The organism is Anaerobacillus sp. ABR4_321 (assembly GCF_056158505.1).
The window spans coordinates 185,623-209,022 of record NZ_JBSWTK010000001.1 but is presented as its reverse complement, the minus strand read 5'-3'; the positions used below and the strand labels follow the sequence as shown (position 1 = coordinate 209,022).

The window sequence follows — 23,400 nt, the reverse complement described above, 5'->3', positions numbered from 1 at the left end:
GACAAATATATGCTAAAAGAAGCTAGACACAACACAGGAGGCAGAGATGAACTGGAAAAACGAATACAAACGATGGAATACAGCAACTGACCTTGATGAGGAGTTAAAACGCGACCTTACGATGCTTGAGGGTGATGAGAAATCACTAGAAGATGCATTTTATAAGAACCTTGAGTTTGGTACAGGGGGCATGCGTGGAGAAATTGGTCCTGGTATTAACAGAATGAACACGTACACGGTAAGAAAAGCTTCAGAGGGCCTTGCTCAATACATATTGAAGAATGGCGAAAGTGCTAAGAAACGAGGAGTAGCGATCGCCTATGATTCTCGTCATAAATCACCAGAGTTTGCGATGGAATCTGCAAAAGCATTGGCTAGTCATGGTATTCAAACATACGTATTTGAAGAACTAAGGCCAACACCGGAACTTTCGTTCGCTGTAAGGAAGCTGAATGCTTTCGCGGGAATCGTTATCACAGCTAGTCATAACCCTCCTGAGTATAACGGCTACAAAGTGTATGGTGAAGATGGTGGACAACTACCACCTAATGTAGCAGAGGAAGTCATCTCATATGTTAACAGTGTAGAAAACGAATTAGCGGTGAACGTTTCTTCAGAAGCTGATTTAAAAAGTCAGGGACTCATCAAAATGATCGGTTCTGAAATTGATGATCAATACATTGAACAGTTAAAGACGCTACGCGTGAATGAATCTCTCTTAGAAGAGATGGGAGATCAGCTTAAAATCGTTTTCACACCATTGCATGGGACTGCTAACCATCCTGTTCGTGATGGACTTAAAGCATATGGGTTCAAGCATGTCACTGTCGTTGAAGAACAAGAATTACCAGACCCGAACTTCTCCACAGTATCATCACCAAACCCTGAAGAACATGCTGCATTTGAACTTGCCATTCAATATGGCGAGAAAGAAGATGCTGATGTTTTACTTGCAACTGATCCGGATGCAGACCGTGTAGGTGTTGCGGTTAAGAATAAAGAAGGTCAATATGTTGTGCTTACAGGCAATCAGACAGGTGCACTATTATTGGATTACATCATTACTCAAAAGAAGGAAAAAGGTGAACTTCCTGAAAACGGTGCTGTGCTGAAAACGATCGTAACTTCTGAAATCGGTAGAGTAATCGCAGAAGATAACGGACTTACATCGTATGATACTCTTACAGGTTTTAAGTTTATCGGGGAAAGAATTAAAGAATATGAAACTTCTGGTGAACACACCTTCCTATTTGGCTATGAAGAAAGCTATGGCTACTTGATCGGAGACTTTGTTCGCGATAAGGATGCGGTTCAAGCATGTTTAGTAGCGGCAGAAGTAGCGGCATACTACAAATCAAAAGGGATGACGTTGTATGAAGGATTACAAGAAGTTTTCGAGCAATATGGCTATTATCAAGAAGGCCTAGAATCCCTAACGCTTAAAGGGAAGGAAGGTGCGGAGAAAATCAATTCACTCCTCACTCAATTCCGTGAAGAGCCACCATCAGAAGCTGCAGAATTAAACGTTGCGATTGTAGAAGACTACCAAACGAGTACACGTACGTATATGAAGGATAACCGTAGTGAAACAATCGATCTACCTAAATCAAACGTATTGAAATACAAGCTTGAAGATGGCTCATGGTTTTGTTTACGACCATCAGGCACTGAACCAAAAGTTAAGTTCTATTTTGGAGTAAACAGTACAAGCCTTGAAGACAGCGAAAGAAAACTAGACGCGCTGAGATCTTCCGTTATGTCAAAAGTTAACGAACGACTATAACAGAAAATAACCAGGACGATATTCGTCCTGGTTATTTCATGAAAAACAAAAGAAAACCGGCTTAAAGGCCGGTTTTCTATTATTGATGTAAATGTTGTTTGTTTAATTGTGCCTCGTATTCAGCTTTGTTCATTCGAATGAGCTTAAATACTTTATCTTTCGTCTCATTATCCAATTTTTCCAGAATCTTTCCTGCTTTGTATTCATTTGAAGTTACAATTTTTCTGTAAATCTTAGATAATCGTTTATCATCTTCGGATAACTCCAAAAGGTCCTGCCTCCTTTAAATGAAATAACCCTTTTTCCTATCCTTAAATTAAGATTTATTTTACAATATATGAAGAGAAGGCGCAAGTGTTTAATCTTTTATAAAAAAGTATATGCTTTTAAAATAGATTTAGCCTAATGGAAAGGAGTTCGGAGTATGGAATATACAAATGAGATGAAGAACCGGCTTAAACGAGTAGAAGGACAAATACGCGGCGTTTTGCGCATGTTGGAGGAAGAAAAAGATTGTAAAGATGTCATTACCCAGCTATCCGCAAGCAGAACAGCGATCGATCGTACAATCGGGTTAATCGTAGGGTCTAACTTAGAGGAGTGCATTAGAATGCAGCTCGATAAAGGGGAGTCGACTGAAGAAGTTGTAAAAGAAGCAGTGAATCTCCTTGTTAAGAGTCGTTAAGTTTCGTCATTACACTATTCAAAGTACGCTAAGGAGTTAAGTTGTGCAAATAGGAAACGTATCAGTACCAGAACATCTCGTTTTGATGGGGGCAAGTATAGCCCTCGCACTTTTTAGTATCGCTATTATTCGTAAAATCCTAAGCTTATCATCCAATGCTACCGATCTAGCTTTCGAAACGGTCGTTACCTTTATTATCGCTTGGAAGGCGAGTCTAATCATAGTGAGTCCGCTGCTGGTTGTTGAGTCTCCTCTATCGCTCTTATATTTTACGGGTGGTGAGACGGGCTATATTATTGCGCTTTTTATTAGTATGGTCTACCTTCATTGGAAGCTAAAGAGCGATAAACGCAAAAATAATCTATACTTACTTGGATTCGGGTTACTGATTGGAACGATAGGCTATGAAGCTTTTCACTTTCCTACTAAGAGCTCGTTGCTCCTCGTCGTGCTATTACTATCGATGGTGTTATTGATGGTTTATTGGAAATCGTACGAATGGCGCTTCCTCGATGTAATGTTGTGGGGCAGTATTCTTATCTTCATCGTGGGTATGATAAGGCAAGATGTGATGTTTCAACTATCAAAGCAGCAATGGTTGTATCTTTTCGTGGCCGTTTATACTGTTTGGGCACAATATGATGTGTTTAGGAGGAAAGCTAGATGAAGCGTTTGATCCCCGGCATCATCGTCGTAGTTAGTTTAGTCATTTATGCGGCAGTATCCTCTTTTACGGATGGTTCCGGAACGTCTCCACAAAGGGATGCTGGTCAACAGGCGTTAGCTCAAGTTGAGGAAGGTATCCAAAATGGGAACCTTGCACCTGACTTTTCATTAGAGACCCTTTCAGGTGAAAAAACAAATCTATCTGATTATAGAGGTAAAGTCGTATTCTTGAATTTCTGGGCTACCTGGTGTCCTCCATGTAAGGCTGAAATGCCTCATATGCAAGATTTCTATGAAGAAAATTCTGAGGAAGTAGAAATTGTAGCGGTCAACCTCACTTCAAATGATTCCGTTGATTCAGTTGAAGAATTCGTAAAAGAATATGATGTAACGTTCCCCGTTCTTTTAGATGTTGAAGGAGAACAAGCAGAAAAATTTGCAACAATTACGATTCCAACCACCTATATCATTGACAGAAATGGTATAATTAAACAGAGATTAGTTGGACCAATGAGTAAAGACAAAATGGAAGAGCTGGTATCTTCAGTGCAATAGGTACCAGCTAATTATTAGGGATTTCGTTCGCTGAGTCGTTCGTTTTATTGAATGGTCTGGTACTTGGAATGAAAAAGGAGGGGATCGATTGACGAGTTTTCTTTATGGAATCATATTTTTTATCATGTTAGGGTTCGTTCAGTACAGCTGGTTCTATGAACCTACACATGGACCAGCGATCGAATTTAGCTCGACAAGGTCCTATATCGTTACATCGATCGTTTTAGGCTTACTAGTGGGTTATCTAGTTACATCGGGAATCACTCAACTGTACAATTGAATGTGGAAGATGAAAAGCTGCTGGATTTCCGGCAGTTTTTTTGTTTTGTTCTCTAAATCCTGTATTTCCTTGCCTTAATCATGAAGTGGTTTGTCCTCACATACATATTAATAAGCAATACTTTAGGAGGGAAGGAAATGAGTGCTGAGAAAGAGATTTTTTACGCTATCGAAGAGATTACAGAAATAGCCAAGGGGTTCGGCCTTGATTTCTATCCAATGCGTTATGAAATCTGCCCGGCAGATATTATTTATACGTTCGGGGCATATGGTATGCCAACAAGGTTTTCGCACTGGAGTTTCGGGAAACAATTTCACAAAATGAAGCTGCAGTATGATTTAGGATTAAGCAAAATTTATGAACTCGTTATTAATTCAGATCCATGTTATGCATTTTTGTTAGATACAAATACGTTGATTCAGAATAAGTTGATTATTGCGCACGTCCTTGCACACTGTGATTTCTTTAAAAACAACGTCCGATTTTCAAACACCCGTCGCGATATGGTGGAAAGCATGACTGCGACTGCAGAACGAATTGCGAATTATGAGCATCAGTATGGAAAAGAAGAAGTTGAGAATTTCCTAGATGCAGTGCTTTCGATACAAGAGCACATCGACCCTTCCATCATGCGTGCGAAGTTAGCTTATGACCTTAGTGAAGATGATGAAGAGGTGAAGGTGGTAAAAGACGATTCACCTTATAACGATCTATGGTCGTTAGATGGTGACGACACGAAGGACGAGCAGCGTCCGAAACAAAGAAAAAAATTCCCTCCTCAACCTGAGAAGGACCTCTTATTGTTTATACAGGAATACAGTAAAGAGCTCGAAGATTGGCAGCGTGACATCATGACGATGATGAGAGAAGAGATGCTCTATTTCTGGCCACAGCTTGAGACAAAGATCATGAATGAAGGATGGGCGAGTTATTGGCATCAGAGAATCTTACGGGAAATGGATTTAACAACTGAAGAATCAATCGAGTTTGCTTCCTTAAATGCGAATGTTGTTCAGCCTTCAAGAACAAGAATAAACCCATACTACTTAGGACTGAAGATTTTTGAAAACATTGAAGAGGTCCATGATAACCCTACGGAAGAGATGTTAATGAGAGGAGTAAAGCCTGGTAGTGGGAGAGAGAAGATGTTTGAAGTTCGAGAGGTAGAGGCTGATATCTCGTTCATTCGAAATTATTTAACGAAAGATCTTGTTCATAGAGAAGATTTGTACTTATTCCAGAAAAAAGGTAGAGATTATAAAATTGTTGATAAAGAGTGGGAAATGATCCGTGATCAGCTCGTAACAATGCGAGTAAACGGAGGCTTTCCATATTTAACAGTAGTTGATGGGGACTACATGAGGGCTGGAGAGATGTACATCAAACACTCTTACGAAGATACTGAGCTCGATCTTCAATATTTAGAGCGCGTTCTGCCTTACATTCATCAAGTATGGGGCCGCCCTGTTCATATGGAAACGATGGTAGAAGAAAAAGAAGTTGTATTCTCATACGATGGAAAGAAGATGCATCGCAGGTATCTGTGATGAGCGACATTGCGTTAGGAGCGCCATTCCCGGGCTTCTGGACTTATGTTCTGTTTGTGGTTTCTGCTGGAGTATTAGGTGGTTTAGGCAATATTCTCCTCTCCGGTGAATTCAGACTGTGGCGTAAAGTAAAAAGCGAAGTCCAAGGCGTTTATTATAGTATCGGTTCTTTAAAAGAACCACTAATAGGAGGAATTGGAGCGTTATTAATGACGCTCATGTTTTTTGAGACATATAAAAACGTAGAAAATCTATTGTATATATCGATTTTGACTGGCTTCGGAAGCAGTGCGTTTTTAAAACGTTACATCGACTCAAAAATCAATGCTATTCAAGAACAAAGCACAGCGCTTTTACAAACTGAGAACCTACAGTACTACGATGAGGAAGGTAAAAATACTGGAGATACAGCAGTTAAGGGAGTCATGACGACCAATGGTCCACTACCCGTTTATTTAACGAAAGATGAAATGCAGAGGTTGATGGATCTACAGTCAAGAGTGGGTGATGCGATCAGTCATAAGGAAGCAAAAGTGTGTCAATTTGAGATGAAAACGTTGATCAACAAAGGGAAACAAAGAGCATTTTAATAGAATACTGGACGGGACCGTATCACTACGGTTCTTTTTTGTTGTGTGTAAAATGAACATCCACTATGACAAAATGGGTATAAGAAAGAGAACGAATGAAGATTCTCAATAATGAGGATGATTGTGCCAAACGTTGACAGATCATTCATTTGGTTTATGATAGGGAATGTAATTATATGAAAAGGCTGTGGGTGCTTTGTTAAGATCTCGTTTTAGACGCATACGATTAACATCCGTACAATTAATCGTTTTGTTTTATTTACTAGCAGTGACTATATCCACAATATTAATAAGTTTGCCCGTCGCTCATCAGCCAGGGAAAGAACTTTCATTCATTGATGCGCTGTTCACAGCCGTAAGTGCTGTTAGCGTAACCGGTCTTACGGTGGTCACGACTGCTGATACGTTTAGTGTGACAGGTATCATCATCATTGCATTTGTGCTACAAATCGGTGGGATCGGTATCATGACGCTTGGGACGTTCGTATGGCTAGTAATGGGTAAAAAAATTGGGTTAAAAGAAAGACAGCTTATCATGACGGATCAAAACCAATCGACATTATCTGGACTAGTACAATTGATGAAACAAATATTAGCACTGATTTTTATTATTGAATTAGTTGGAGCCGTCGTGCTAGGAACGTATTATCTTCGTTTCTTTGAAACTTGGCAAGAGGCATATCTACAAGGGTTCTTTGCCTCAGTTAGTGCAACGACTAACGGAGGCTTCGATATCACGGGTAAATCACTACAGCCCTTTGCTCAAGATTATTTTGTTCAATTTATTCATATCCTTTTGATCATTACAGGAGCGATTGGGTTTCCTGTTTTAATCGAAGTTAAAAATTTCTTATTTTCTCGGCAGAATACGTATCGTTATAAATTCTCTTTATTTACGAAGCTTACAACGATGACATTTTTTGTTCTAGTGGTGCTAGGAGCCATATTGATCTGGGCGTTTGAAGCGACAACATTTTTTGCTGATAAGTCATGGCATGAGTCGTTCTTCTATGCGATGTTTCAATCTGTCACGACTCGAAGCGGTGGACTATCAACAATGGATGTTAACGAGTTTCAAGAACCTACTCAATTATTGATGTCTGCACTGATGTTTATTGGTGCATCACCAAGTAGTGTTGGGGGCGGTGTGCGTACGACCACCTTTGCTATCGTGCTTATCGCTATTTATTCTTTCGCAAAGGGTGGAAGCTCGATTAAAGTATTCGGTAGAGAGCTTCACCCAGAAGATGTTCATAAGGCCTTTGTCGTATTTGCCGTTGCCGTTATGGTTTGGAGCACGGGAATCATCATGCTTTCATTCTCTGAACCTTATCCGCTCGTGGCTATTGTCTTTGAGGTTTCATCTGCATTCGGAACTACAGGCCTTTCGATGGGAATCACACCGGGGCTCAGTACCTTCGGAAAGATCGTTACGATCTGTTTGATGTTTATCGGACGGATTGGGATATTATCCTTCTTATTCTTGATCAGAGGGACTGTATTACGAGAAAGATATCATTATCCAACTGAACGAGTGATCATTGGTTAGAAAGCATGAGGGGAGATCCTCGTGCTTTTTTTGTTTGGGGAGGATTTGGGGTTGAGAGGTTCAATAGTTCTTTGAGAGTTCCAATATCTCCGTTTCTAAACGCCCGTCTCCGCTTTTCGTATGTCTAGCTGCGGTGGGCAGAAACTGCGATATTTCACTCTTTCACCTGAACACAAAAAGCGTGTTCAAGTTCAAGAGTTCCAATATCTCCGTTTCTTAACGCCCACCTCCGCTTTTCGTATGTCCAGCTGCAGTGACCAGGTCCTCGATCGCTTCGCTCTTTCACAAGAACACAAAAAGCGTGTTCATGGGAAAGCGCTCCAGCGCTTGTCGGGTCTAAACGCCCACCTTCGCTTTTTGTATGTCCAGCTGCGACTCGCAGAAACTGCGATATTTCACTCTTTCAACAGAACACAAAAGGCGTGTTCTATTTCAAGAGCTCCAATATCTCCGTTTCTAAACGCTCGTCTCCGCTTTTCGTATGTCCAGCTGCAGTGACAAGGTCCTCGATCGCTTCACACTATCCCAAGAACACAAAAAGCGTGTTCATGGGATAGTGCTCCAGCGCTTTTCGGACCTAAACGGTCACTTCCGCTTTTCGTATGTCCAGCTGCGGTAGCCAGGACCTCGATCGCTTCACCTTTAGGAATGAACACAAAGATCGTGTTCTTTCCTAAAGGCTCCAGCGCTTGTCGGTCCTAAACGGCTACCTTCGCTTTTCAAGATGTCCAGCTGCGGTGGGCAGAAACTGCGATATTTCACTCTTTCACCTGAACACAAAAAGCGTGTTCAAGTTCAAGAGTTCCAATATCTCCGTTTCTAACCGCCCACCTCCGCCTTTCACATGTCCAGCTGCGACTCGCAGAAACTGCGATATTTCACTCTTTCAACAGAACACAAAAGGCGTGTTCTATTTCAAGAGCTCCAATATCTCCGTTTCTAAACGCTCGTCTCCGCTTTTCAAGAAACATTTACCAAAAAAATATAGTATATAAAAAACGAGAAATCACAAACTAGTTGTACAAAGGAGGTGATTGACATGGCTCAACAACAACAAAGCTCAAATCAACTTGTAGTACCTGGTGTAGCTCAAGCTATCGACCAGATGAAGTATGAAATCGCTTCTGAATTTGGAGTGCAACTTGGTCCAGATTCTACTGCTCGCGCTAACGGATCTGTTGGTGGAGAAATCACTAAGCGTCTAGTTCAGATGGCTGAACAACAACTTGGTGGATACCAAAAATAATTGTATACCATGGCTGTGAAGGGGTGGACGAGTCCATCCCTTCTTTTGATTGCTACATATAGAATGAGGAGTGATCAAATGGCGTTCGAGTGTCCTCTTTGTAATAGTTATACATCTATCCAGCTTGCTTGTTCAACTTGCGGTAGTGCGCTTTTAGATAAGGGAAGGGAAGCGGATTATTATGATGACTATAGTCCGTATGAAGCGTTTGAATCAGTGAAGATGACGGACGGGTATGGATTAGATGAAAAGGACCATGAGTGTCCCCATGTTTTATCATGTCCAGATTGTAGAACTTCTGTCGTCTATCTAATTGAAGAATGGATGATTTAAAAAAGGAGCTGTCGTGATGACAGCTCCTTTTAAGAGGATGGGATGTATAGGCGTTTCTCAAGAAAGCCTTGTATGAGATTGAGCACCGTTGTAAAGAACCAGTAGATGCATGCTGCCGTAAGCATGATCGGTAATACTTCATAACTAGATGCTGCGATCTGGTCAGAGTTATAGGTAAGTTCAGATATTGTAATAACTGAGGCAAGAGAAGATGCCTTCACGATGTCGATCAAAGAGTTCCACACGGGAGGGATGGCTCTTCTCCAAGCTTGAGGAATGATGATTTCTCTATAGATCAAGGACTTATTCATTCCAAGTGACATCGCTGCTTCCCATTGTCCTTTTGATAGCGATAGAATAGCTGCACGCAATGATTCCGATATATAAGCACCGAAGTGTAAAATGAGTCCAGTATACGCTGCTTGCCATGCAGTTAATTGAATGTTTACGGATACGAGTCCGAAGTACAAAATAAATAGTTGGATTAGCAATGGTGTGCCTCTAAAGAACGATACATATAGTTTAGCAAATCCGATTGCGATCTTTATTTTTGAGATTCTAAGTAGTGCGATGATTAACCCGACGATGAGTGCACCGAAAATCGAGAAGAAGCTCAGCAAAAGGGTATTCTTTGCCCCATCTAATAGAAAGGGCAAAGCGTCCCATAATACGTTAGCTAGTTCACTCACTTACGTTCTCTCCGTCAAAATATTTAGCGGATATGTCTGCAAGTGTTCCATCTTCTTTCATTTCTTCAAGTGCACCATTAATTTTTTCAGCCAAGTCTTCTTTTCCTTTAGGTAATGCAAAGGCCATTTCTGTTTGATTAAACGTCTCGCCTACACCTTTTACATTAAATTCGGTTTTTGGAAGCTCTGTAAGGATGAACAGACGATCATTCATAGCTGCATCGATTCCACGTTTGTTACTTAGATCAGTTAAAGCTTGGTTCGCACCTTTGTAAATTTTTGTTTCTGCTCCAGCATCAATTGCTGCTTTTTCATAGTTACTACCCTGGGTCGTTCCAACCGTCTTTCCTTCTAAGTCGTCGATGCTCTTGATGTCTTCGTTATCGTTATGAACGATGACCTGTCCACCTGAAATGGTATATGGTGTCGTAAAGTCAAATTTCTCTTTACGTTCTTCGGTGATCGTGACTTGGTTTGCGACCATATCGATTCGTTCTGTTTCTAGAGAAGAAAGAAGCCCTTTCCATTCGATCGCTTTAAATTCAGCTTCCATGTCGATACGCTTCGCAACTTCACGAGCTACTTCTACATCATATCCAGTGATCTCATTGTTTTCATCACGGTAGCTGAAAGGTGGGTAAGTCGCTTCAGTACCGATCAATAGTGTTTCCTTTTCACCACTCTCTTCTGACGTTTCTTTATTCTCACTATTTGCACCGCATGCAGCAAGTACGCCTAGAGTTAATACCAAAACAATTCCTAACCATGTCTTTTTCAAACTTAATTCCTCCTTAAATCCCTACAAAATTGATATGAATTACAGGTTTTATTTTAGTGAGCATTTGCTCTAAAGTCAATCATGAACCATTATTAACTTTAAACCTTAAGTTCATGCAATTTATGGAAAACAAAAAAGCACCCTCAGAGGGGTGCTTTCGATTTTAAATTAATAAATACGCTGTTCTGTTTCTGTATCGAAGAAATGACATTTATTCATGTTTAGGGCAAGGTCGATGTGTTGACCACTATGAATATCAGAACGAGAATCGACACGTGCGATGAAATCTTGGTCAGCTACTTTTGAGTAGAGGTAAGTTTCGGCACCCATTAATTCTGCAACATCGATTGCTGCTTTGATCTTTGTATCTTGAGAAGATTCGATGAAAACAGGCTCGTCATGAATATCTTCTGGACGGATACCAAGAAGGACTTCCTTATTCGTATAGCCGTTGTCACGTAACGTCTTCATTTTTCCTTCAGGCACTTTCACTCGAACATCGTTCATCGTGAAGTAGCCGTCTTCTAATTGGCCACGAAGGAAGTTCATTGCCGGAGACCCGATAAATCCACCTACAAAGACGTTATCAGGAGCATCATATACTTCTTTAGGTGAACCAACTTGTTGAATAACGCCGTCTTTCATAATGACGATTCGAGTTGCCATCGTCATCGCTTCCGTTTGGTCGTGCGTTACATAAATTGTAGTCGTTTGAAGGCGCTGGTGTAGTTTAGAAATTTCAGCACGCATCTGAACTCGTAACTTTGCATCAAGGTTAGAAAGAGGCTCATCCATCAAGAATACTTGAGGATCACGTACGATTGCTCGTCCTAGTGCAACACGCTGACGCTGTCCACCGGAAAGTGCTTTTGGTTTACGATCGAGTAGGTTCTCAAGCCCAAGAATACGAGCAGCATCCATTACGCGACGCTCGATTTCTTTTTTGTCGAACTTACGAAGTTTTAGACCAAATGCCATATTGTCATATACGTTCATATGCGGGTAAAGAGCATAGTTCTGGAAAACCATTGCGATATCTCGATCTTTTGGAGCAACGTCGTTCACGCGTCTATCACCGATAACGAGGTCTCCATCAGAGATATCTTCAAGTCCTGCGATCATACGTAGTGTTGTTGATTTACCACAACCTGATGGACCAACGAATACGATGAACTCTTTGTCTTGAATATCAAGGTTAAAATCTTTTACAGCTTCGAATTTGTTATCATATCTTTTATAAATGTGATTCAACTTAATTTCAGCCAATGTTATTCCTCCTAGTAAGTGAAGTGCTTTTGATAGTTCTAAGTGTACGTTATGAAAACGCTGTCGTAAATTGGGAGGCTGCACAAAAATTGATAGCTGTTTTGTGCAAAATGAACGAATGGCACAAAAAAACTGCGTCGCTTAACGCAGTTCGTAAGTAAGAAGAGCCAAGTAAACCATAACGGCTCCTTTGAAGGATTTAACGTCGATCCCGGTTCGTTCTATGAATTTATCTACTCGGTATTGCAAGCTGTTTCTATGTACGTAAAGCTGTTTAGAAGCCATGGTGATGTTTAAGTTCGCTTCTAAATAAGCACGAATGCTTTTCAGTAATTCAGCGTCTTCACTCACAGGTTCAATCAAGGTTTTTATATAGTGAATTGTTTCCTTACTTGCTTCACTAAATAAGATTGCCGGTACAATAGCAGGTTGAGTGAACACCAATTGAGATGGTATAAGTTTTATGCCAGAAGTGAACCATCTCTTCTCAGTTTGATACGTATTCAGTAAGTTCGATGGGGTAGTGTCTTCAATAACCTGCCCAACGAAAAGAGACATCTCGATAAAAAAGTCGGCGGTTAACGCTGCTGCCATTTGCTCCAATTCTTCAACGAGCTGTTCGCCTTCAGTATTTTCTTGGACCATAAGACCCTCTTTTTCATTTTTAAAAAGAAAAATGACTTCAGTGGAGAATAAACCTATCATCGCTTCTTTAAATTCAGTAAAGTCAGAGGGAACTTCTTTTAAATGAAAATGAATGTATCTTACTGGTTTCTCGGTTACAGTGGAAACGTCAAGATTCTCATCGAAAAGGACAGATACCCACTTTTGTTGAACAGGATCTTCCATGTCGCTGTCTACCTCGTGATAAAAAAGGGTGCAAAGAAGCATATGTTCTTCATCTGAGAGGCGTGCTTTTCGAATTCCGAAGCGCTCTCCACCAGCTGTTTTGTACCAATAGTATCGTTCAGGTTGTTCAGATGTAACTGCATAATCTTCACCATATAGTTCTGATAAATTGTTCATTTTCTGAACCTCCTTAAGGCCTTCAATAAGAAAGAACCCCTGTACATAGCAGAGGTTCTCATTATTATACCATCAAGATACTATCCGTCACATCGATGTGGTGGTTCTTGTTCCATGACTGGTATCGCTTCTTCGATTTGGGCTTGTCTATAGCTTTGATGAACAGCTCCACCAGCCATTCCTTCATTCACCATCCGGTCAATATCCATGTCGAACTTGTCTCGACCCTCGTAGTGTGATCCTTCAGTTTGCTTTTTCGGCATCGCTTTTTCAACTCCCTATAAAGGTTCTATAAGGTTAGTATGCGTTGGAAAGAAGCTATTTATTAGTTGAGTTTTCATAAACGTGAAAGAGCATCAGTTCATGAATTTGAGATTGTAGTTTCTTTTTATCTTCTTCTTTAGGTGATGGTTCAAACCAGTCGAATTCTCCGTTGTGAAGATAGAGTGAACGATAATAAGTACCTTGATAAAAGAAGGAGACTTCCCATTTCGTCTTACGAACTTTTGGTCCTATCTGTTTATATTGAAAATGCGATAACATCTAAACTCCCCCTATTTGAAAACGCTTTTTTCTATCATACCACATCAAGCTAATACGCTGAAAACGTGCGGAAGGTAGAAATAAGGGAAGACATCGAAGCTCGGTGGATGGTCGGTTCGTCAAAACGCATAGGTTTGGCATTCACTTCAAAAATCCATAGCTGTCCATTATCATCCTTTCCAATATCCATTGAAAGCTCAGCGAAAAAACCTTCTTTCTTAAGAAGTGATGCAGTAGAAATAGCTAACTGGTTGATCTTTTCTTCATCCATAGGTTTCGCAAGTTTTGTGAAAGACAGGATGCGTCCACCTCTTGGAACGTGGGTTGTTAAACGGCTTTTGTGATTTGCGCGTATTCCAATTCCAGTCACGGACCAGTCGTCAAAAGGTCTTTGGAGCAAAACTCTGAAATCATATCGATAGCTGCCATGCGTGCAAAGTGAGACAGCTTTTTGGATTAAATACACTTCTTTAAGGAGTGGTTTCAAATAGGTGTTGAGGTCGTTAACCGTTTCAAACAAATGTGTCTTTTCATGGTCACTATATTTGTATGCATTCATGATTTTCTCGAGCTTAAAGATGCCGTGACCTTTACATCCAGCAGAAGGTTTGCAGTATGCGATTGGGTGCTGTTGTAGGAAAGGTTCTAGTGTGTCTTTTGTCAGAATTTCTGTAGGTGGCAAATGTGGTTTCAATTCTTCATGAGTTTTTAGAAGCTCGTATAGGTCTGCTTTATTTAAAAAACGCTTGTTGAAGTATGGAATCTTCTTTTTATCTAAATAATTCAGTATGTTGGTTACTGAAATAGATCGTTCTTCATCTCGATTCGGAATTCTGTTATAGACGATGTTCGGATAAGGGAACCGATAACCTGTCCATTTTTGTGTTATTTCATCAAAGATATAACCTAGGATATCGTTCTTATAAAAACTGCTAGGAGTGAAAACGAAAGATAAACCACCTTGTTTGGTGATCTCTTTTTGAATCGAATGGAAGATCGCTGCATTTCCACTAAAGTGGTGGTTTGCATTATCTCCAGCAAGAATACCAACCAAAGGGCGAATGCCGTTTTTACTTGAGTAAATCTTGATGATCGATTTAGCAAGTTTAGTTGAAGGGGGGAAGAGCGGACGTTGCTCATTCCCCCAATATAATGTTTGATACGTACTTCTTTGAGACCATCTTTTCGTTTCATCATCATAATATAGCGTGATCATCTGTGGTGAACCAGAGCTTTTTCAATTGCAGATTTAGCAAGGTGTATCGCGTATTCCATCGGAAGAACCCGTGTACTCATTTCTTCTGCCTTCAATCTTTTATGACCAAATATACTTCTTCCTGGCTTTGAATTTGCCTCAAACAGATAGATCTCACCGTTTTTAGTAATACCGAGGTCGAAACCAAACTCTCCGATGAAACCAGGTATTTTATCATCGAGTGAATGACTAAGTTTTAATGCTGCTTCACTCAATGATTTTTCATAATCTTTACTAAAACCGTAATCTGTAACGAGTTCATTTAATGTTTTTACTGTGCCTTCAGATGACGTGTGAGTCGTTAAACTGCCTTCTCCAGCAATTTTTGCAGCGATCGCACTAACTTCCCATTTCCCATCCTTGTTCTTATTTGTATGAACACGGTAATCCATTGGCCTCTGATTAATTTTATGAAGGTCGATTCCTTGTTGAACAATGAATCCATCTAATTTCCCAGAAGGATACTGTTGTTTGATTAATCTTGATAGTGAGCTATAGCTCCTTAGTCTGTTTTCTTTGCCAGTTCGGAAGCGACAATAGTAATAATTTTCGTTAGCCGGCTTAAGGATTTGCTGGATCCCTAAACCAAGACTACCGTTAGCTGGCTTAATATAGATCTGTTCATACTCTTCTAGCATCTTTGCGAGGGTTTCTTGTTTTGGATTGAGTATCGTTCCTGGTAAATAGTGACGAACGGCATCATCTTCCTGTAATTTCTCAAACACCTTCCATTTATCAAAAAAGCTAGGGTTGAACCACGGGATCAAATACTGAGATTGTAGCTTGTGCCTTGTAGATGCCACTTGTTCTAGGGATTCTGAGCTTCGATTCGGCAGCCGATCATACACCACGTCAGGAAGCGGGACTTTCACTTGTTTCCAACCCTTTTTGTTATACATGAGTCCTTTGATCGACTGATCCTTAAAGTCCACTTGATGCGCACCAAAGACAAAGGCAAAAGCACCGCATTTCCTCGCTGCAGTCATTAGCTTCGCAAAGTACATGCTTCGTTCACCAATCGGACGCATACTATCTTTTGTAAAGCCAGCTGTGAATACTCCGATAAGAGGACCAATATGAAGAGAGTCTCCATGTTGAAATAGGTGAACAGAAGTTTTCTCAGGGATACCGAGTATCTTCCACAAGTCTTCAGACATCATATATTCTTCCTTGTTGTCTGGGTGTGGAGACACAGCGCAAAAAGATGTCCTCGTGCCAAAACAAAGCTTGTTAGGAAAGGAGACCCTTTCAACATACGACTTAAACGTTGAGGGGGGAACATACAAACACCCAGAAGATGTGGTGTCTTTTGTTAAAGGACATGGATCTGTCATCATTTGTTTACCCCTTTCTTTTGAGATTGGAGGTATCGACAGTATTGAAAAGGAAGGAGGTGGAGATCTTGTTTGTTTTGAAGTATCGAGTGTCCTGGTTTTGAATTGGCTTCTAGAAGCCAAACATGTCCTGTTTGATCAATACCAAAGTCGAGTCCAAGCTCAAATTTAGGTGGAAAATGCAGCTCTAACAGTCTAGCTGCTCTTAAGGAAAGCTCAGAAATCTTTTCATCTGCTCTTGCTAGAAGGTCTTTACTTAAACCAAGGTCAGCGTATGGTTTAATCACTCCGCCACTATGAAGGTTTGAAACGAACGAATGAGGCAATCCAACCCGCGTTCCTCGACCAAGCTCCTTCCATAAATCCGCTTGTTTTTTCATCACCACTCTTCGGTCGAATGGACGACCATTTTGATCTCGGAGATGAAGCATCTCCTGTGCCATATACTCCTTTTTTGAAAGTAAGTTCTCAATGAAAGTATGAAAAGACCTGGTTGTATCATAATTATGACGGTGAATGTCTCCTTTATGATTGATTATCAAATGAAAAACGTCATCACGCTGTGTGATATGGACCAGGCCATTCCCTTGAGATCCATTAATGGGCTTTAATAACAGTTCCGTTTTCTCATCTAATAAGCTTTGAATGACTTTCATAGCCGTTCGATAGTTGAGCTGAAACGTTTGAGGAAGGTGTTCGTTCAAATCACTGTCGTTTTTTAGAACGTTATGAACTGCCCACTTCCCTGGCAAGCCATATCCAAGGAATACGGTATTTGAGTATTGTTTGAGTTCTTTAATGAACGTAAGGGATTGCTCTGTTGGAGCTGTATGGAAGCAACGGTCATAGATAAAACTTGGAACTTCAAATGTCGCTTTCCTCCATCGATCATGACCATGATCGTAGTGTAATCCTTGAAGGGTCGATCGGAAACCCCCACTTGGTTGAAATCGAAACACCATAAAGCCACAGGTCGTACCAGCTCTTGCGAGTTCACGCATATAACGCTTCTCATGCCGAAATGAGGTTTGCATGATTCCGAGAGTAGCCATTTTTTCACCTCTCTTAGTTAGAAGTGAACCAATAAACGAATTGAATCAATGCTTTTACAGATGGACGGCAGTTGGTGCTCGAAGGGTGATCAGGGGTTTTTGAAGGCTTTGTGTTTACCTCGATTATCCATGGATGCCCTTCTTTATCTATGCTTAAATCGATACCGAGCTCTCCATACATCCCGTCCGTTTCACCATCGATTACCTTAGAGACTTCTAGAGCGAGCTCTGGAAGAATTCGTTTGATTTGTTTTCGGGATACTTTATCAAATTGTGAGAGAACGTCATCTACTGACTTGATGAGTCCACCTCGAGCAATGTTCGAAACGAATTGATCTTTCGACTGAGATACTCGCGCAACTGTTGAAACAACCCTCCATTTATCACCAGGTCCCTTTAAACATAGAATGCGAAAGTCAACTGGACAATCTCCTACCTCAAAGAGGGGGATGCCCTGTTGTATCAAATATGGCACCTTTTTGCTTCTCGCTCGTATAGCAGGATAGAGACCTGATAATGTAGGGGAGGTTAGTGCCTTGTTTCCGCTAAAACTCGAATAGCCCAGCAAATAACAATCTTGACTCTTACTGATCCGATAAATGTGCCTTCCTTGACTACCGTTAATCGGCTTAAGGTAGATGGTGTTGTACTTATTCATCATTTGTTCAACTTTATCGATCGTATCGAGTATGTCTGATTCAGGGAGGTAGGGAGCGAGCTCCTCATATAAGAGTAGTTTTTCGTGAACATCCCATTTATCTATGAATGCTTCATTAAAATAAGGTATGTTGAGCTCTCGCCATAATTCCTTCAAGCTCTCTATTTCACTTGAATTCTCTAACCGTCTTGAGTGAATGCGATTATAGATGATGGAAGGTAATGGGAGTGGGGCTTCAATCCATTGGTCAGTTTGCCATCTCGTCCCGATTACTGAGTTGTTGTCCCACCTTTTTAAAGTGTTAACAAAAAAGAAGATATGGTGTTCTTCGCAGTACTTTGCAATTTCTAAACAAAAATCAGTATAAGCAGAAAAAGGAGTGTCTTCCTTTCCTTGCGCATTCGTAGTCAGGCAGAATATCGGTCCTAACGTAATCACGCTAGTTTCTTTACAAAAGGATAGTAGAACACGTAGTTCGTTTTTAGGAATGAAAAGGCGTGACAAGATCTCTTCTGAACAATACACTGCTTGATCAGAGTTTGTTTCATAGCTCTCCAGGTGAACTGGATATTGAAGAGATCCGCATTTAAAAAATACGTCTGTATTCTCTATGTGCCATCTAGTAGCTAGGTACTCAGGAATAATTAGTCGGTTTTTACCCGTTTCTTCGAGTAAAGGGTGTAAGATCACTTTATGTGTATGTTTCATAGAAACCCTCGTTCAACTATTTTTTTCGATAGATTGCCTTCCTTAAACTGGATAGGCAATTGCGGATAACGTATACTATGAAGATGGAGTTTTCTTTGTGAAAACGTGAGATAGAAAGGTTGATTGTTTATGTCGTCCATTATTATTACGATTCTATTTATGGTCGTTATCGGAGCGATCATAGGTGGATTTACGAATTCATTAGCGATAAAAATGCTATTCAGACCATATAAACCGCTATATATTGGGAAGTGGAAAGTTCCGTTTACTCCTGGTCTTATCCCTAAGCGCAGAGATGAATTGGCGGTACAACTCGGTAGAATGGTTGTAGAACATTTATTAACACCAGAAGGCATTCAGAAGAAAATGCATGATCCTGTTTTTAAGCTAACGATGGTCGAATATGCTCAAAAAGAAGTCATGAAGTATCTTGAGAAAGAAGATACGATCGAAGAACTGATTTCAAAAGGTCTCCATATGGAATCACCATCTACTGTGACGAAGGAAAAAGCGAGAGCGTATATAAAAGGAAAGCTTGAAGCGAAGGTAAACGAATTGAAGGCGAAGGAAGTAGGAGAAGTGCTGCCTGATAGGCTTGTTTCGAAAGTCGATAGTGGCATCGAACCGTTTTCTGATTTGATCCTAACAAAAGTCAGTGATTATATCGCTTCGCCAGAAGGTAAAGAAAAATTATCGGTGATGATCGATCTTTATCTAGCAGAACGAGGAACACTAGGAAGCATGATCAATATGTTCTTTACCAATACGAGGATCGTTGATAAGGTCCAGCCTGAACTTCTTCGTTTGTTAAAACAAAAAGATATTCAACAAGTCATCGTCACGATGCTTGAAAAAGAGTGGAGTTCGATAAAGGAAAGTAAAGTTGAGACGTTTGAAGATAAGGTGAATCTGAACGATGTCGTACACGATCTTTCTGAAGCGATTGTAAAGGAGCTTCCCATCGACCAGATCATGGAACTGCCGCTGTCGAAAGCAATCGAACCGTTTAAGGATCGAATCATTGAAGACTTTGTTCCAAGAATCGTAGATGCAGCTGGAAATTACTTAAGTCACCAATTACAGCCGTTGATGGAACAACTACAGCTTGCTGAAATCGTAAAGAGTCAGGTGGAAGGCTTCTCGGTTGGACGAATCGAAGAAATGGTTCTGTCAATTTCTAGAAGAGAATTTAAGATGATCACGTACCTTGGGGCTGTTCTTGGAGGATTGATCGGAGTTGTTCAGGGAATCATTATTACGATTATTGGATGATTTGGTCGGTCTTTGTTATAGTGGGTAGGTACGGGGTTATGAGAGCGAAAATAATCCTTATAATCTAAGGAGGTATATATCATGGCTGAAAAAAATCTTTACGATGTAGCTTATGAGCTAGAAAGTGCTATGCGCGAGCATGAGGACTACACAAAACTTAAGGAACTTTACGATCAAGTAAACCAGGATGAAGTTGCGAAGAAGTTATTCGATAACTTCCGTAACATGCAGATGGAGCTTCAACAGAAGCAAATGACTGGTCAGCAAATCACTGAAGAGGAAGCGCAAACTGCTCAACAGCAAGTAGAACTTGTTCAACAGCACGAAGTGATTTCCCAGCTTATGCAGCAAGAGCAGCGTATGAGCCAAGTGATTCAAGACATCAACAAGATCGTTACGAAGCCACTTGAAGACCTTTACGGTAAAGCTGACGAAGACAACGTTCAACAATAAGACAAAAAGAACTCCCGCAAATCATTGCGGGAGTTCTTTTTATTCGATCATGATAGCTTGCTTATTTGAGTGAAGGTTTACTCACGTCACTCTCATGAAATGAGCAAACTATCATGACTCTAGCTATGTTTATGACGCAACGTTTTCAATTACTCCGACTACTTCAAACTGCTTCGGTTGAGTGATGATTCGTTCTTCCAACTCACATTCAGGACACTGAAGCTCGTGTTTTTCAATCTGAACTTTTCCTCTGAATTCATGATCACACGTCGTACATTTGTATATATGTGGTTGAGTAATCGTACCTACACAATCAAATCTGATTCTCTCTTTGCCTTCTGTCATTTCAAATACCCCTTTCATGGTAGTTTTATTGTAATGATTTTGTAATATAATTGGATTTATAGTAGAAGTTCCCACGAGAAGAAAAACTTAAACGCTTTTTTCTAAAGAGATTTTCCTAGAGAAAATTTTGTGATAGGACAAATTACACCCTTCATAAAAATAAATGACATAGGGACGACTTTCAGGTGAAAAGGGGGGACGACATGGTATATAAACTATTGGCTTTAGATATTGATGGTACGCTGCTTAGGTCTAATCATAAAATCGACAAGGAAACGAAGGAAGCCATTGAGTATGTGAAAGATAAAGGGGTTTATGTCACGCTGATAACTAGTCGAAATTTCGCCTCTGCTAAAAAGATCGCAAAATCCGTTAAGTTAGATGACTCGATCATAGTGACTCATAGCGGGTCATTTATCGCTCAAAACGTACAAGAGCCGATCTATCAAGAAAGAATCAGTAAAGATGATGTTCGCGACATCATTCATATACTCGAAAAGTTTGATTGCCATATTCGTATCATTCATGAACGGTTAGCGGTTGGAAACCGGGTGAATCAGAACCATTACCTGTCAGCGAAGATGACGCTCGGAATCGGAGATCCGCTTTTCTATCCTGTGAATTTTGTTGAGACGCTTAGTGAGTATTTAGAGAAGAAAGAGCTGTCACCACCTAAGATCGATGCGCACTTTTTTAACGAAGATGAACGCGAGGAAGCCAAAAGAATTTTGGAAGACCTCATCCCTACTATTTCAATTGTTCGCTCTACAAAATGTAATTTCGGAATCATTCCTAAAGGTGTCTCTAAAGCGAAGAGCCTTCGTCTTTTAGGAGATCATCTCGGAATCTCTGTTGATAGTATGGTAGTGATAGGTGACTCAGATTGCGACAAAGAGATGATTTATCAAGCTGGGCTCGGTGTCGCGATGGGGAATGCTCCTAAAGAAATAAGGAGATTAGCGGACTGGGTCACACGATCGAACGATCAGCAAGGGGTTTCTTACATGGTGAAAGAAGTGTTTAGAAAGCAAATGCGCCTTCAACTTAAAAGGTAGTTTTTCAACACTTATTGGCAAAATTAAGCGCTGTTTCCTCAATTTCGAGGAGATAAGCGCTTTTTTTATGAGACTTTTGGCGCATTTTCGCAAAATGAAAAGGCTTTCAAAGAAAAATATCTAATAAGTATAATGTTTGATAATTTTGAAATTATGGAGGGTTATTAATGGAAAAAATTCTCGACATGAATCCTAAGGTAGCTGAATTCTTGAAAGGCAAGAAACAACTTTATATCAATGGTCAGTTTAAGGATTCGTTATCAGGAAGAACTTTCGACACGCTCAACCCCTCAACAGGTGAAGTGCTTGCAACAGTAAGTGAAGGAGTAAAAGAAGATATTGATGAAGCGGTAATGGCGGCTAGAAAGGCATTCGATAGCGGCCCATGGTCTAAAATGTCAGCTTCACAGAGAAGCAGAATAATTTATAAGCTAGCTGATCTTATGGAAGAGAACAAAGAAGAGCTAGCGATGATTGATACGCTTGATAATGGTAAACCAATACGTGAAACGAAAAACGCTGATGTCCCTCTAGCGATCGAGCATTTCCGCTACTACGCTGGATGGGCAACAAAAATTATGGGGCAAACAATTCCAGTAAATGGTCCATTCTTCAACTACACGCGTCATGAAGCGCTCGGAGTTGTAGGACAGATCATCCCTTGGAACTTCCCGTTACTAATGGCTGCGTGGAAACTTGGTGCGGCTCTAGCAACAGGATGTACGGTAGTTCTTAAGCCAGCAGAGCAAACACCTCTTTCTGTTCTATATCTTGCAGAACTAATGGAAGAAGCAGGATTCCCAGAAGGAGTTATCAACATTGTTCCAGGATACGGAGAAACAGCAGGAGATGCACTTGTAAAGCATCCTGAAGTTGATAAGATTGCATTCACTGGTTCAACTGAAGTAGGAAAATATATTATGAACCAGGCGTCAAACGACCTTAAGAGAGTGACTCTTGAGCTTGGTGGTAAATCACCAAATATCATTCTGCCAGACGCAGACATGAAAAAGGCGATTCCTGGAGCGCTAGGCGGTATTATGTTTAACCAGGGACAGGTTTGCTCTGCAGGTTCTAGACTCTTTATTCAGAAGAAAGCTTATGACAATGTGATGGCTGACCTCGTTAGTCACAGTCAGAAGATTAAGCAAGGTTCAGGTCTTGATCCATCTACTGAAATGGGACCTCTTGTTTCAGATGAGCAGCATAAAAAAGTTCTTGAGTATATCTCAAAAGGTCAAGATGAAGGTGCTGAGCTTCTTACTGGTGGACAAGTTCCTTATGAGAACGGCTACTATGTTCAACCGACAATCTTCTCAGATGTTGATGATAAGATGACGATCGCAAAAGAAGAAATCTTTGGACCAGTTGTAGCAGCTATGCCGTTTGAGGACTTAGATGAAGTTGTAGAGCGTGCAAACAACTCTAACTATGGCCTTGCAGCTGGACTATGGACTGAGAACTTGAAGTCTGCTCACTATGTAGCGAATCGCATTAAAGCAGGTACAGTTTGGGTGAACTGCTACAATGCATTCGATGCTGCTTCTCCATTCGGAGGATACAAGCAGTCTGGTATCGGAAGAGAAATGGGCTCTTACGCGTTGGATAACTATACTGAAGTTAAGAGCGTGTGGATCAACCTTAAATAAGTTTAATAACAAAAACGCTAGTCCGAATTGGACTAGCGTTTTTTTGAGTGTTTCCGTTTTGGGAAGGTTGGAGTGCTTGTCGG

General features: G+C 40.6%; 26 protein-coding genes. 14 read left to right on the top strand and 12 right to left on the bottom strand.

Features of this window, described 5'->3' with window-relative positions; genetic code table 11:
* Positions 1–46: 46 nt before the first annotated feature.
* A complete protein-coding gene (locus ACXADT_RS01085) occupies positions 47–1,783 on the top strand; it encodes a phospho-sugar mutase (RefSeq protein ID WP_474832978.1) in 1,737 nt (578 codons plus the stop codon).
* 79 nt (positions 1,784–1,862) lie between these two features.
* Here the strand turns inward: ACXADT_RS01085 and ACXADT_RS01080 are convergent, their stop codons facing one another.
* The gene (locus tag ACXADT_RS01080; protein ID WP_270182398.1) at positions 1,863–2,051 is read right to left on the bottom strand and encodes a hypothetical protein; all 189 of its coding nucleotides are present in this window, start codon (positions 2,049–2,051) and stop codon (positions 1,863–1,865) included.
* 156 nt (positions 2,052–2,207) lie between these two features.
* On the opposite strand from ACXADT_RS01080, the gene ACXADT_RS01075 reads away from it, so the two are divergent.
* From ACXADT_RS01075 to ACXADT_RS01035, 9 genes are all read left to right on the top strand, one after another.
* Positions 2,208–2,468 carry a metal-sensitive transcriptional regulator gene (locus tag ACXADT_RS01075; protein WP_270182399.1) on the top strand — a complete coding sequence of 87 codons (261 nt, stop codon included), beginning with the start codon at positions 2,208–2,210 and terminating at the stop codon, positions 2,466–2,468.
* 43 nt (positions 2,469–2,511) lie between these two features.
* On the top strand, positions 2,512–3,135 hold the full coding sequence (locus ACXADT_RS01070) for a hypothetical protein (protein ID WP_474832976.1): 624 nt from the start codon (positions 2,512–2,514) through the stop codon (positions 3,133–3,135).
* Entirely contained in the window at positions 3,132–3,689 is a 558-nt protein-coding gene (locus ACXADT_RS01065; protein WP_474832974.1) for a redoxin domain-containing protein, read from the top strand. Before ACXADT_RS01070 ends, ACXADT_RS01065 begins: the two co-directional genes overlap by 4 nt.
* A gap of 88 nt (positions 3,690–3,777) precedes the next feature.
* A complete protein-coding gene (locus ACXADT_RS01060) occupies positions 3,778–3,969 on the top strand; it encodes a hypothetical protein (protein ID WP_270182402.1) in 192 nt (63 codons plus the stop codon).
* Between the two features lie 137 nt (positions 3,970–4,106).
* Positions 4,107–5,516, top strand: coding sequence for a SpoVR family protein (locus ACXADT_RS01055; RefSeq protein ID WP_270182403.1), 1,410 nt, complete (start codon positions 4,107–4,109; stop codon positions 5,514–5,516).
* On the top strand, positions 5,516–6,106 hold the full coding sequence (locus ACXADT_RS01050) for a hypothetical protein (protein ID WP_474832971.1): 591 nt from the start codon (positions 5,516–5,518) through the stop codon (positions 6,104–6,106). The genes ACXADT_RS01055 and ACXADT_RS01050 overlap by 1 nt, the downstream gene beginning before the upstream one ends.
* Positions 6,107–6,302: 196 nt before the next feature.
* The gene (locus tag ACXADT_RS01045) at positions 6,303–7,655 is read left to right on the top strand and encodes a TrkH family potassium uptake protein (protein ID WP_442865211.1); all 1,353 of its coding nucleotides are present in this window, start codon (positions 6,303–6,305) and stop codon (positions 7,653–7,655) included.
* A gap of 1,039 nt (positions 7,656–8,694) precedes the next feature.
* The gene (locus ACXADT_RS01040; RefSeq protein ID WP_270182406.1) at positions 8,695–8,901 is read left to right on the top strand and encodes an alpha/beta-type small acid-soluble spore protein; all 207 of its coding nucleotides are present in this window, start codon (positions 8,695–8,697) and stop codon (positions 8,899–8,901) included.
* Between the two features lie 78 nt (positions 8,902–8,979).
* Positions 8,980–9,234, top strand: a complete 255-nt coding sequence (locus tag ACXADT_RS01035; protein WP_474832970.1) for a hypothetical protein — start codon at positions 8,980–8,982, stop codon at positions 9,232–9,234.
* 29 nt (positions 9,235–9,263) lie between these two features.
* Here the strand turns inward: ACXADT_RS01035 and ACXADT_RS01030 are convergent, their stop codons facing one another.
* The 10 genes from ACXADT_RS01030 to ACXADT_RS00985 all read right to left on the bottom strand — a co-directional run bounded on the left by ACXADT_RS01030 (position 9,264) and on the right by ACXADT_RS00985 (position 18,543).
* Positions 9,264–9,923 (bottom strand): amino acid ABC transporter permease, encoded by a 660-nt coding sequence (locus ACXADT_RS01030; RefSeq protein WP_474832969.1) that lies wholly within the window; start codon positions 9,921–9,923, stop codon positions 9,264–9,266.
* Positions 9,916–10,701, bottom strand: a complete 786-nt coding sequence (locus tag ACXADT_RS01025; protein ID WP_474832967.1) for a transporter substrate-binding domain-containing protein — start codon at positions 10,699–10,701, stop codon at positions 9,916–9,918. The genes ACXADT_RS01030 and ACXADT_RS01025 overlap by 8 nt, the downstream gene beginning before the upstream one ends.
* A gap of 168 nt (positions 10,702–10,869) precedes the next feature.
* Positions 10,870–11,967 (bottom strand): ABC transporter ATP-binding protein, encoded by a 1,098-nt coding sequence (locus ACXADT_RS01020; protein ID WP_270182410.1) that lies wholly within the window; start codon positions 11,965–11,967, stop codon positions 10,870–10,872.
* A 141-nt stretch (positions 11,968–12,108) separates the two neighbouring features.
* A complete protein-coding gene (locus tag ACXADT_RS01015; RefSeq protein ID WP_474832966.1) occupies positions 12,109–12,993 on the bottom strand; it encodes a PucR family transcriptional regulator in 885 nt (294 codons plus the stop codon).
* A gap of 80 nt (positions 12,994–13,073) precedes the next feature.
* Positions 13,074–13,256, bottom strand: coding sequence for a hypothetical protein (locus tag ACXADT_RS01010; protein WP_474832964.1), 183 nt, complete (start codon positions 13,254–13,256; stop codon positions 13,074–13,076).
* A gap of 55 nt (positions 13,257–13,311) precedes the next feature.
* Positions 13,312–13,536 carry a DUF5342 family protein gene (locus tag ACXADT_RS01005; RefSeq protein ID WP_474832963.1) on the bottom strand — a complete coding sequence of 75 codons (225 nt, stop codon included), beginning with the start codon at positions 13,534–13,536 and terminating at the stop codon, positions 13,312–13,314.
* Positions 13,537–13,585: 49 nt separating this feature from the next.
* Positions 13,586–14,752 carry a YheC/YheD family endospore coat-associated protein gene (locus ACXADT_RS01000; protein ID WP_474832961.1) on the bottom strand — a complete coding sequence of 389 codons (1,167 nt, stop codon included), beginning with the start codon at positions 14,750–14,752 and terminating at the stop codon, positions 13,586–13,588.
* Positions 14,749–15,948 carry a YheC/YheD family endospore coat-associated protein gene (locus ACXADT_RS00995; RefSeq protein WP_474832960.1) on the bottom strand — a complete coding sequence of 400 codons (1,200 nt, stop codon included), beginning with the start codon at positions 15,946–15,948 and terminating at the stop codon, positions 14,749–14,751. The genes ACXADT_RS01000 and ACXADT_RS00995 overlap by 4 nt, the downstream gene beginning before the upstream one ends.
* 176 nt (positions 15,949–16,124) lie before the next feature.
* A complete protein-coding gene (locus ACXADT_RS00990; RefSeq protein ID WP_474832958.1) occupies positions 16,125–17,177 on the bottom strand; it encodes a YheC/YheD family endospore coat-associated protein in 1,053 nt (350 codons plus the stop codon).
* Positions 17,178–17,190: 13 nt separating this feature from the next.
* Positions 17,191–18,543: a YheC/YheD family endospore coat-associated protein gene (locus tag ACXADT_RS00985; protein WP_474832956.1), complete on the bottom strand. Its 1,353-nt coding sequence runs from the start codon at positions 18,541–18,543 to the stop codon at positions 17,191–17,193.
* A 129-nt stretch (positions 18,544–18,672) separates the two neighbouring features.
* On the opposite strand from ACXADT_RS00985, the gene ACXADT_RS00980 reads away from it, so the two are divergent.
* Together ACXADT_RS00980 and ACXADT_RS00975 are read left to right on the top strand one after the other, a co-directional pair.
* Positions 18,673–19,815 carry a DUF445 domain-containing protein gene (locus ACXADT_RS00980; protein ID WP_474832954.1) on the top strand — a complete coding sequence of 381 codons (1,143 nt, stop codon included), beginning with the start codon at positions 18,673–18,675 and terminating at the stop codon, positions 19,813–19,815.
* A gap of 81 nt (positions 19,816–19,896) precedes the next feature.
* Positions 19,897–20,268 (top strand): YlbF/YmcA family competence regulator, encoded by a 372-nt coding sequence (locus ACXADT_RS00975; protein WP_270182419.1) that lies wholly within the window; start codon positions 19,897–19,899, stop codon positions 20,266–20,268.
* A 129-nt stretch (positions 20,269–20,397) separates the two neighbouring features.
* Here ACXADT_RS00975 and ACXADT_RS00970 read toward each other — a convergent pair whose 3' ends face one another.
* Positions 20,398–20,613: an FmdB family zinc ribbon protein gene (locus ACXADT_RS00970; protein ID WP_270182420.1), complete on the bottom strand. Its 216-nt coding sequence runs from the start codon at positions 20,611–20,613 to the stop codon at positions 20,398–20,400.
* Between the two features lie 203 nt (positions 20,614–20,816).
* On the opposite strand from ACXADT_RS00970, the gene ACXADT_RS00965 reads away from it, so the two are divergent.
* Together ACXADT_RS00965 and ACXADT_RS00960 are read left to right on the top strand one after the other, a co-directional pair.
* Complete coding sequence (locus ACXADT_RS00965) at positions 20,817–21,668, top strand: Cof-type HAD-IIB family hydrolase (protein WP_270182421.1); 852 nt, start codon at positions 20,817–20,819, stop codon at positions 21,666–21,668.
* Between the two features lie 167 nt (positions 21,669–21,835).
* Positions 21,836–23,317 carry an aldehyde dehydrogenase family protein gene (locus ACXADT_RS00960; RefSeq protein WP_474814254.1) on the top strand — a complete coding sequence of 494 codons (1,482 nt, stop codon included), beginning with the start codon at positions 21,836–21,838 and terminating at the stop codon, positions 23,315–23,317.
* The last annotated feature ends 83 nt before the right edge of the window (positions 23,318–23,400 follow it).

Coding starts and splice junctions, on each gene's coding strand:
- ACXADT_RS01085 (WP_474832978.1), top strand. CDS start 47: ATGAACTGGAAAAACGAATACAAACGATGGAATACAGCAACTGACCTT.
- ACXADT_RS01075 (WP_270182399.1), top strand. CDS start 2,208: ATGGAATATACAAATGAGATGAAGAACCGGCTTAAACGAGTAGAAGGA.
- ACXADT_RS01065 (WP_474832974.1), top strand. CDS start 3,132: ATGAAGCGTTTGATCCCCGGCATCATCGTCGTAGTTAGTTTAGTCATT.
- ACXADT_RS01055 (WP_270182403.1), top strand. CDS start 4,107: ATGAGTGCTGAGAAAGAGATTTTTTACGCTATCGAAGAGATTACAGAA.
- ACXADT_RS01050 (WP_474832971.1), top strand. CDS start 5,516: ATGAGCGACATTGCGTTAGGAGCGCCATTCCCGGGCTTCTGGACTTAT.
- ACXADT_RS01040 (WP_270182406.1), top strand. CDS start 8,695: ATGGCTCAACAACAACAAAGCTCAAATCAACTTGTAGTACCTGGTGTA.
- ACXADT_RS01035 (WP_474832970.1), top strand. CDS start 8,980: ATGGCGTTCGAGTGTCCTCTTTGTAATAGTTATACATCTATCCAGCTT.
- ACXADT_RS01015 (WP_474832966.1), bottom strand. CDS start 12,993: ATGAACAATTTATCAGAACTATATGGTGAAGATTATGCAGTTACATCT.
- ACXADT_RS01010 (WP_474832964.1), bottom strand. CDS start 13,256: ATGCCGAAAAAGCAAACTGAAGGATCACACTACGAGGGTCGAGACAAG.
- ACXADT_RS01005 (WP_474832963.1), bottom strand. CDS start 13,536: ATGTTATCGCATTTTCAATATAAACAGATAGGACCAAAAGTTCGTAAG.
- ACXADT_RS01000 (WP_474832961.1), bottom strand. CDS start 14,752: ATGATCACGCTATATTATGATGATGAAACGAAAAGATGGTCTCAAAGA.
- ACXADT_RS00995 (WP_474832960.1), bottom strand. CDS start 15,948: ATGTCTGAAGACTTGTGGAAGATACTCGGTATCCCTGAGAAAACTTCT.
- ACXADT_RS00990 (WP_474832958.1), bottom strand. CDS start 17,177: ATGGCTACTCTCGGAATCATGCAAACCTCATTTCGGCATGAGAAGCGT.
- ACXADT_RS00985 (WP_474832956.1), bottom strand. CDS start 18,543: ATGAAACATACACATAAAGTGATCTTACACCCTTTACTCGAAGAAACG.
- ACXADT_RS00980 (WP_474832954.1), top strand. CDS start 18,673: ATGTCGTCCATTATTATTACGATTCTATTTATGGTCGTTATCGGAGCG.
- ACXADT_RS00975 (WP_270182419.1), top strand. CDS start 19,897: ATGGCTGAAAAAAATCTTTACGATGTAGCTTATGAGCTAGAAAGTGCT.
- ACXADT_RS00970 (WP_270182420.1), bottom strand. CDS start 20,613: ATGACAGAAGGCAAAGAGAGAATCAGATTTGATTGTGTAGGTACGATT.
- ACXADT_RS00965 (WP_270182421.1), top strand. CDS start 20,817: ATGGTATATAAACTATTGGCTTTAGATATTGATGGTACGCTGCTTAGG.
- ACXADT_RS00960 (WP_474814254.1), top strand. CDS start 21,836: ATGGAAAAAATTCTCGACATGAATCCTAAGGTAGCTGAATTCTTGAAA.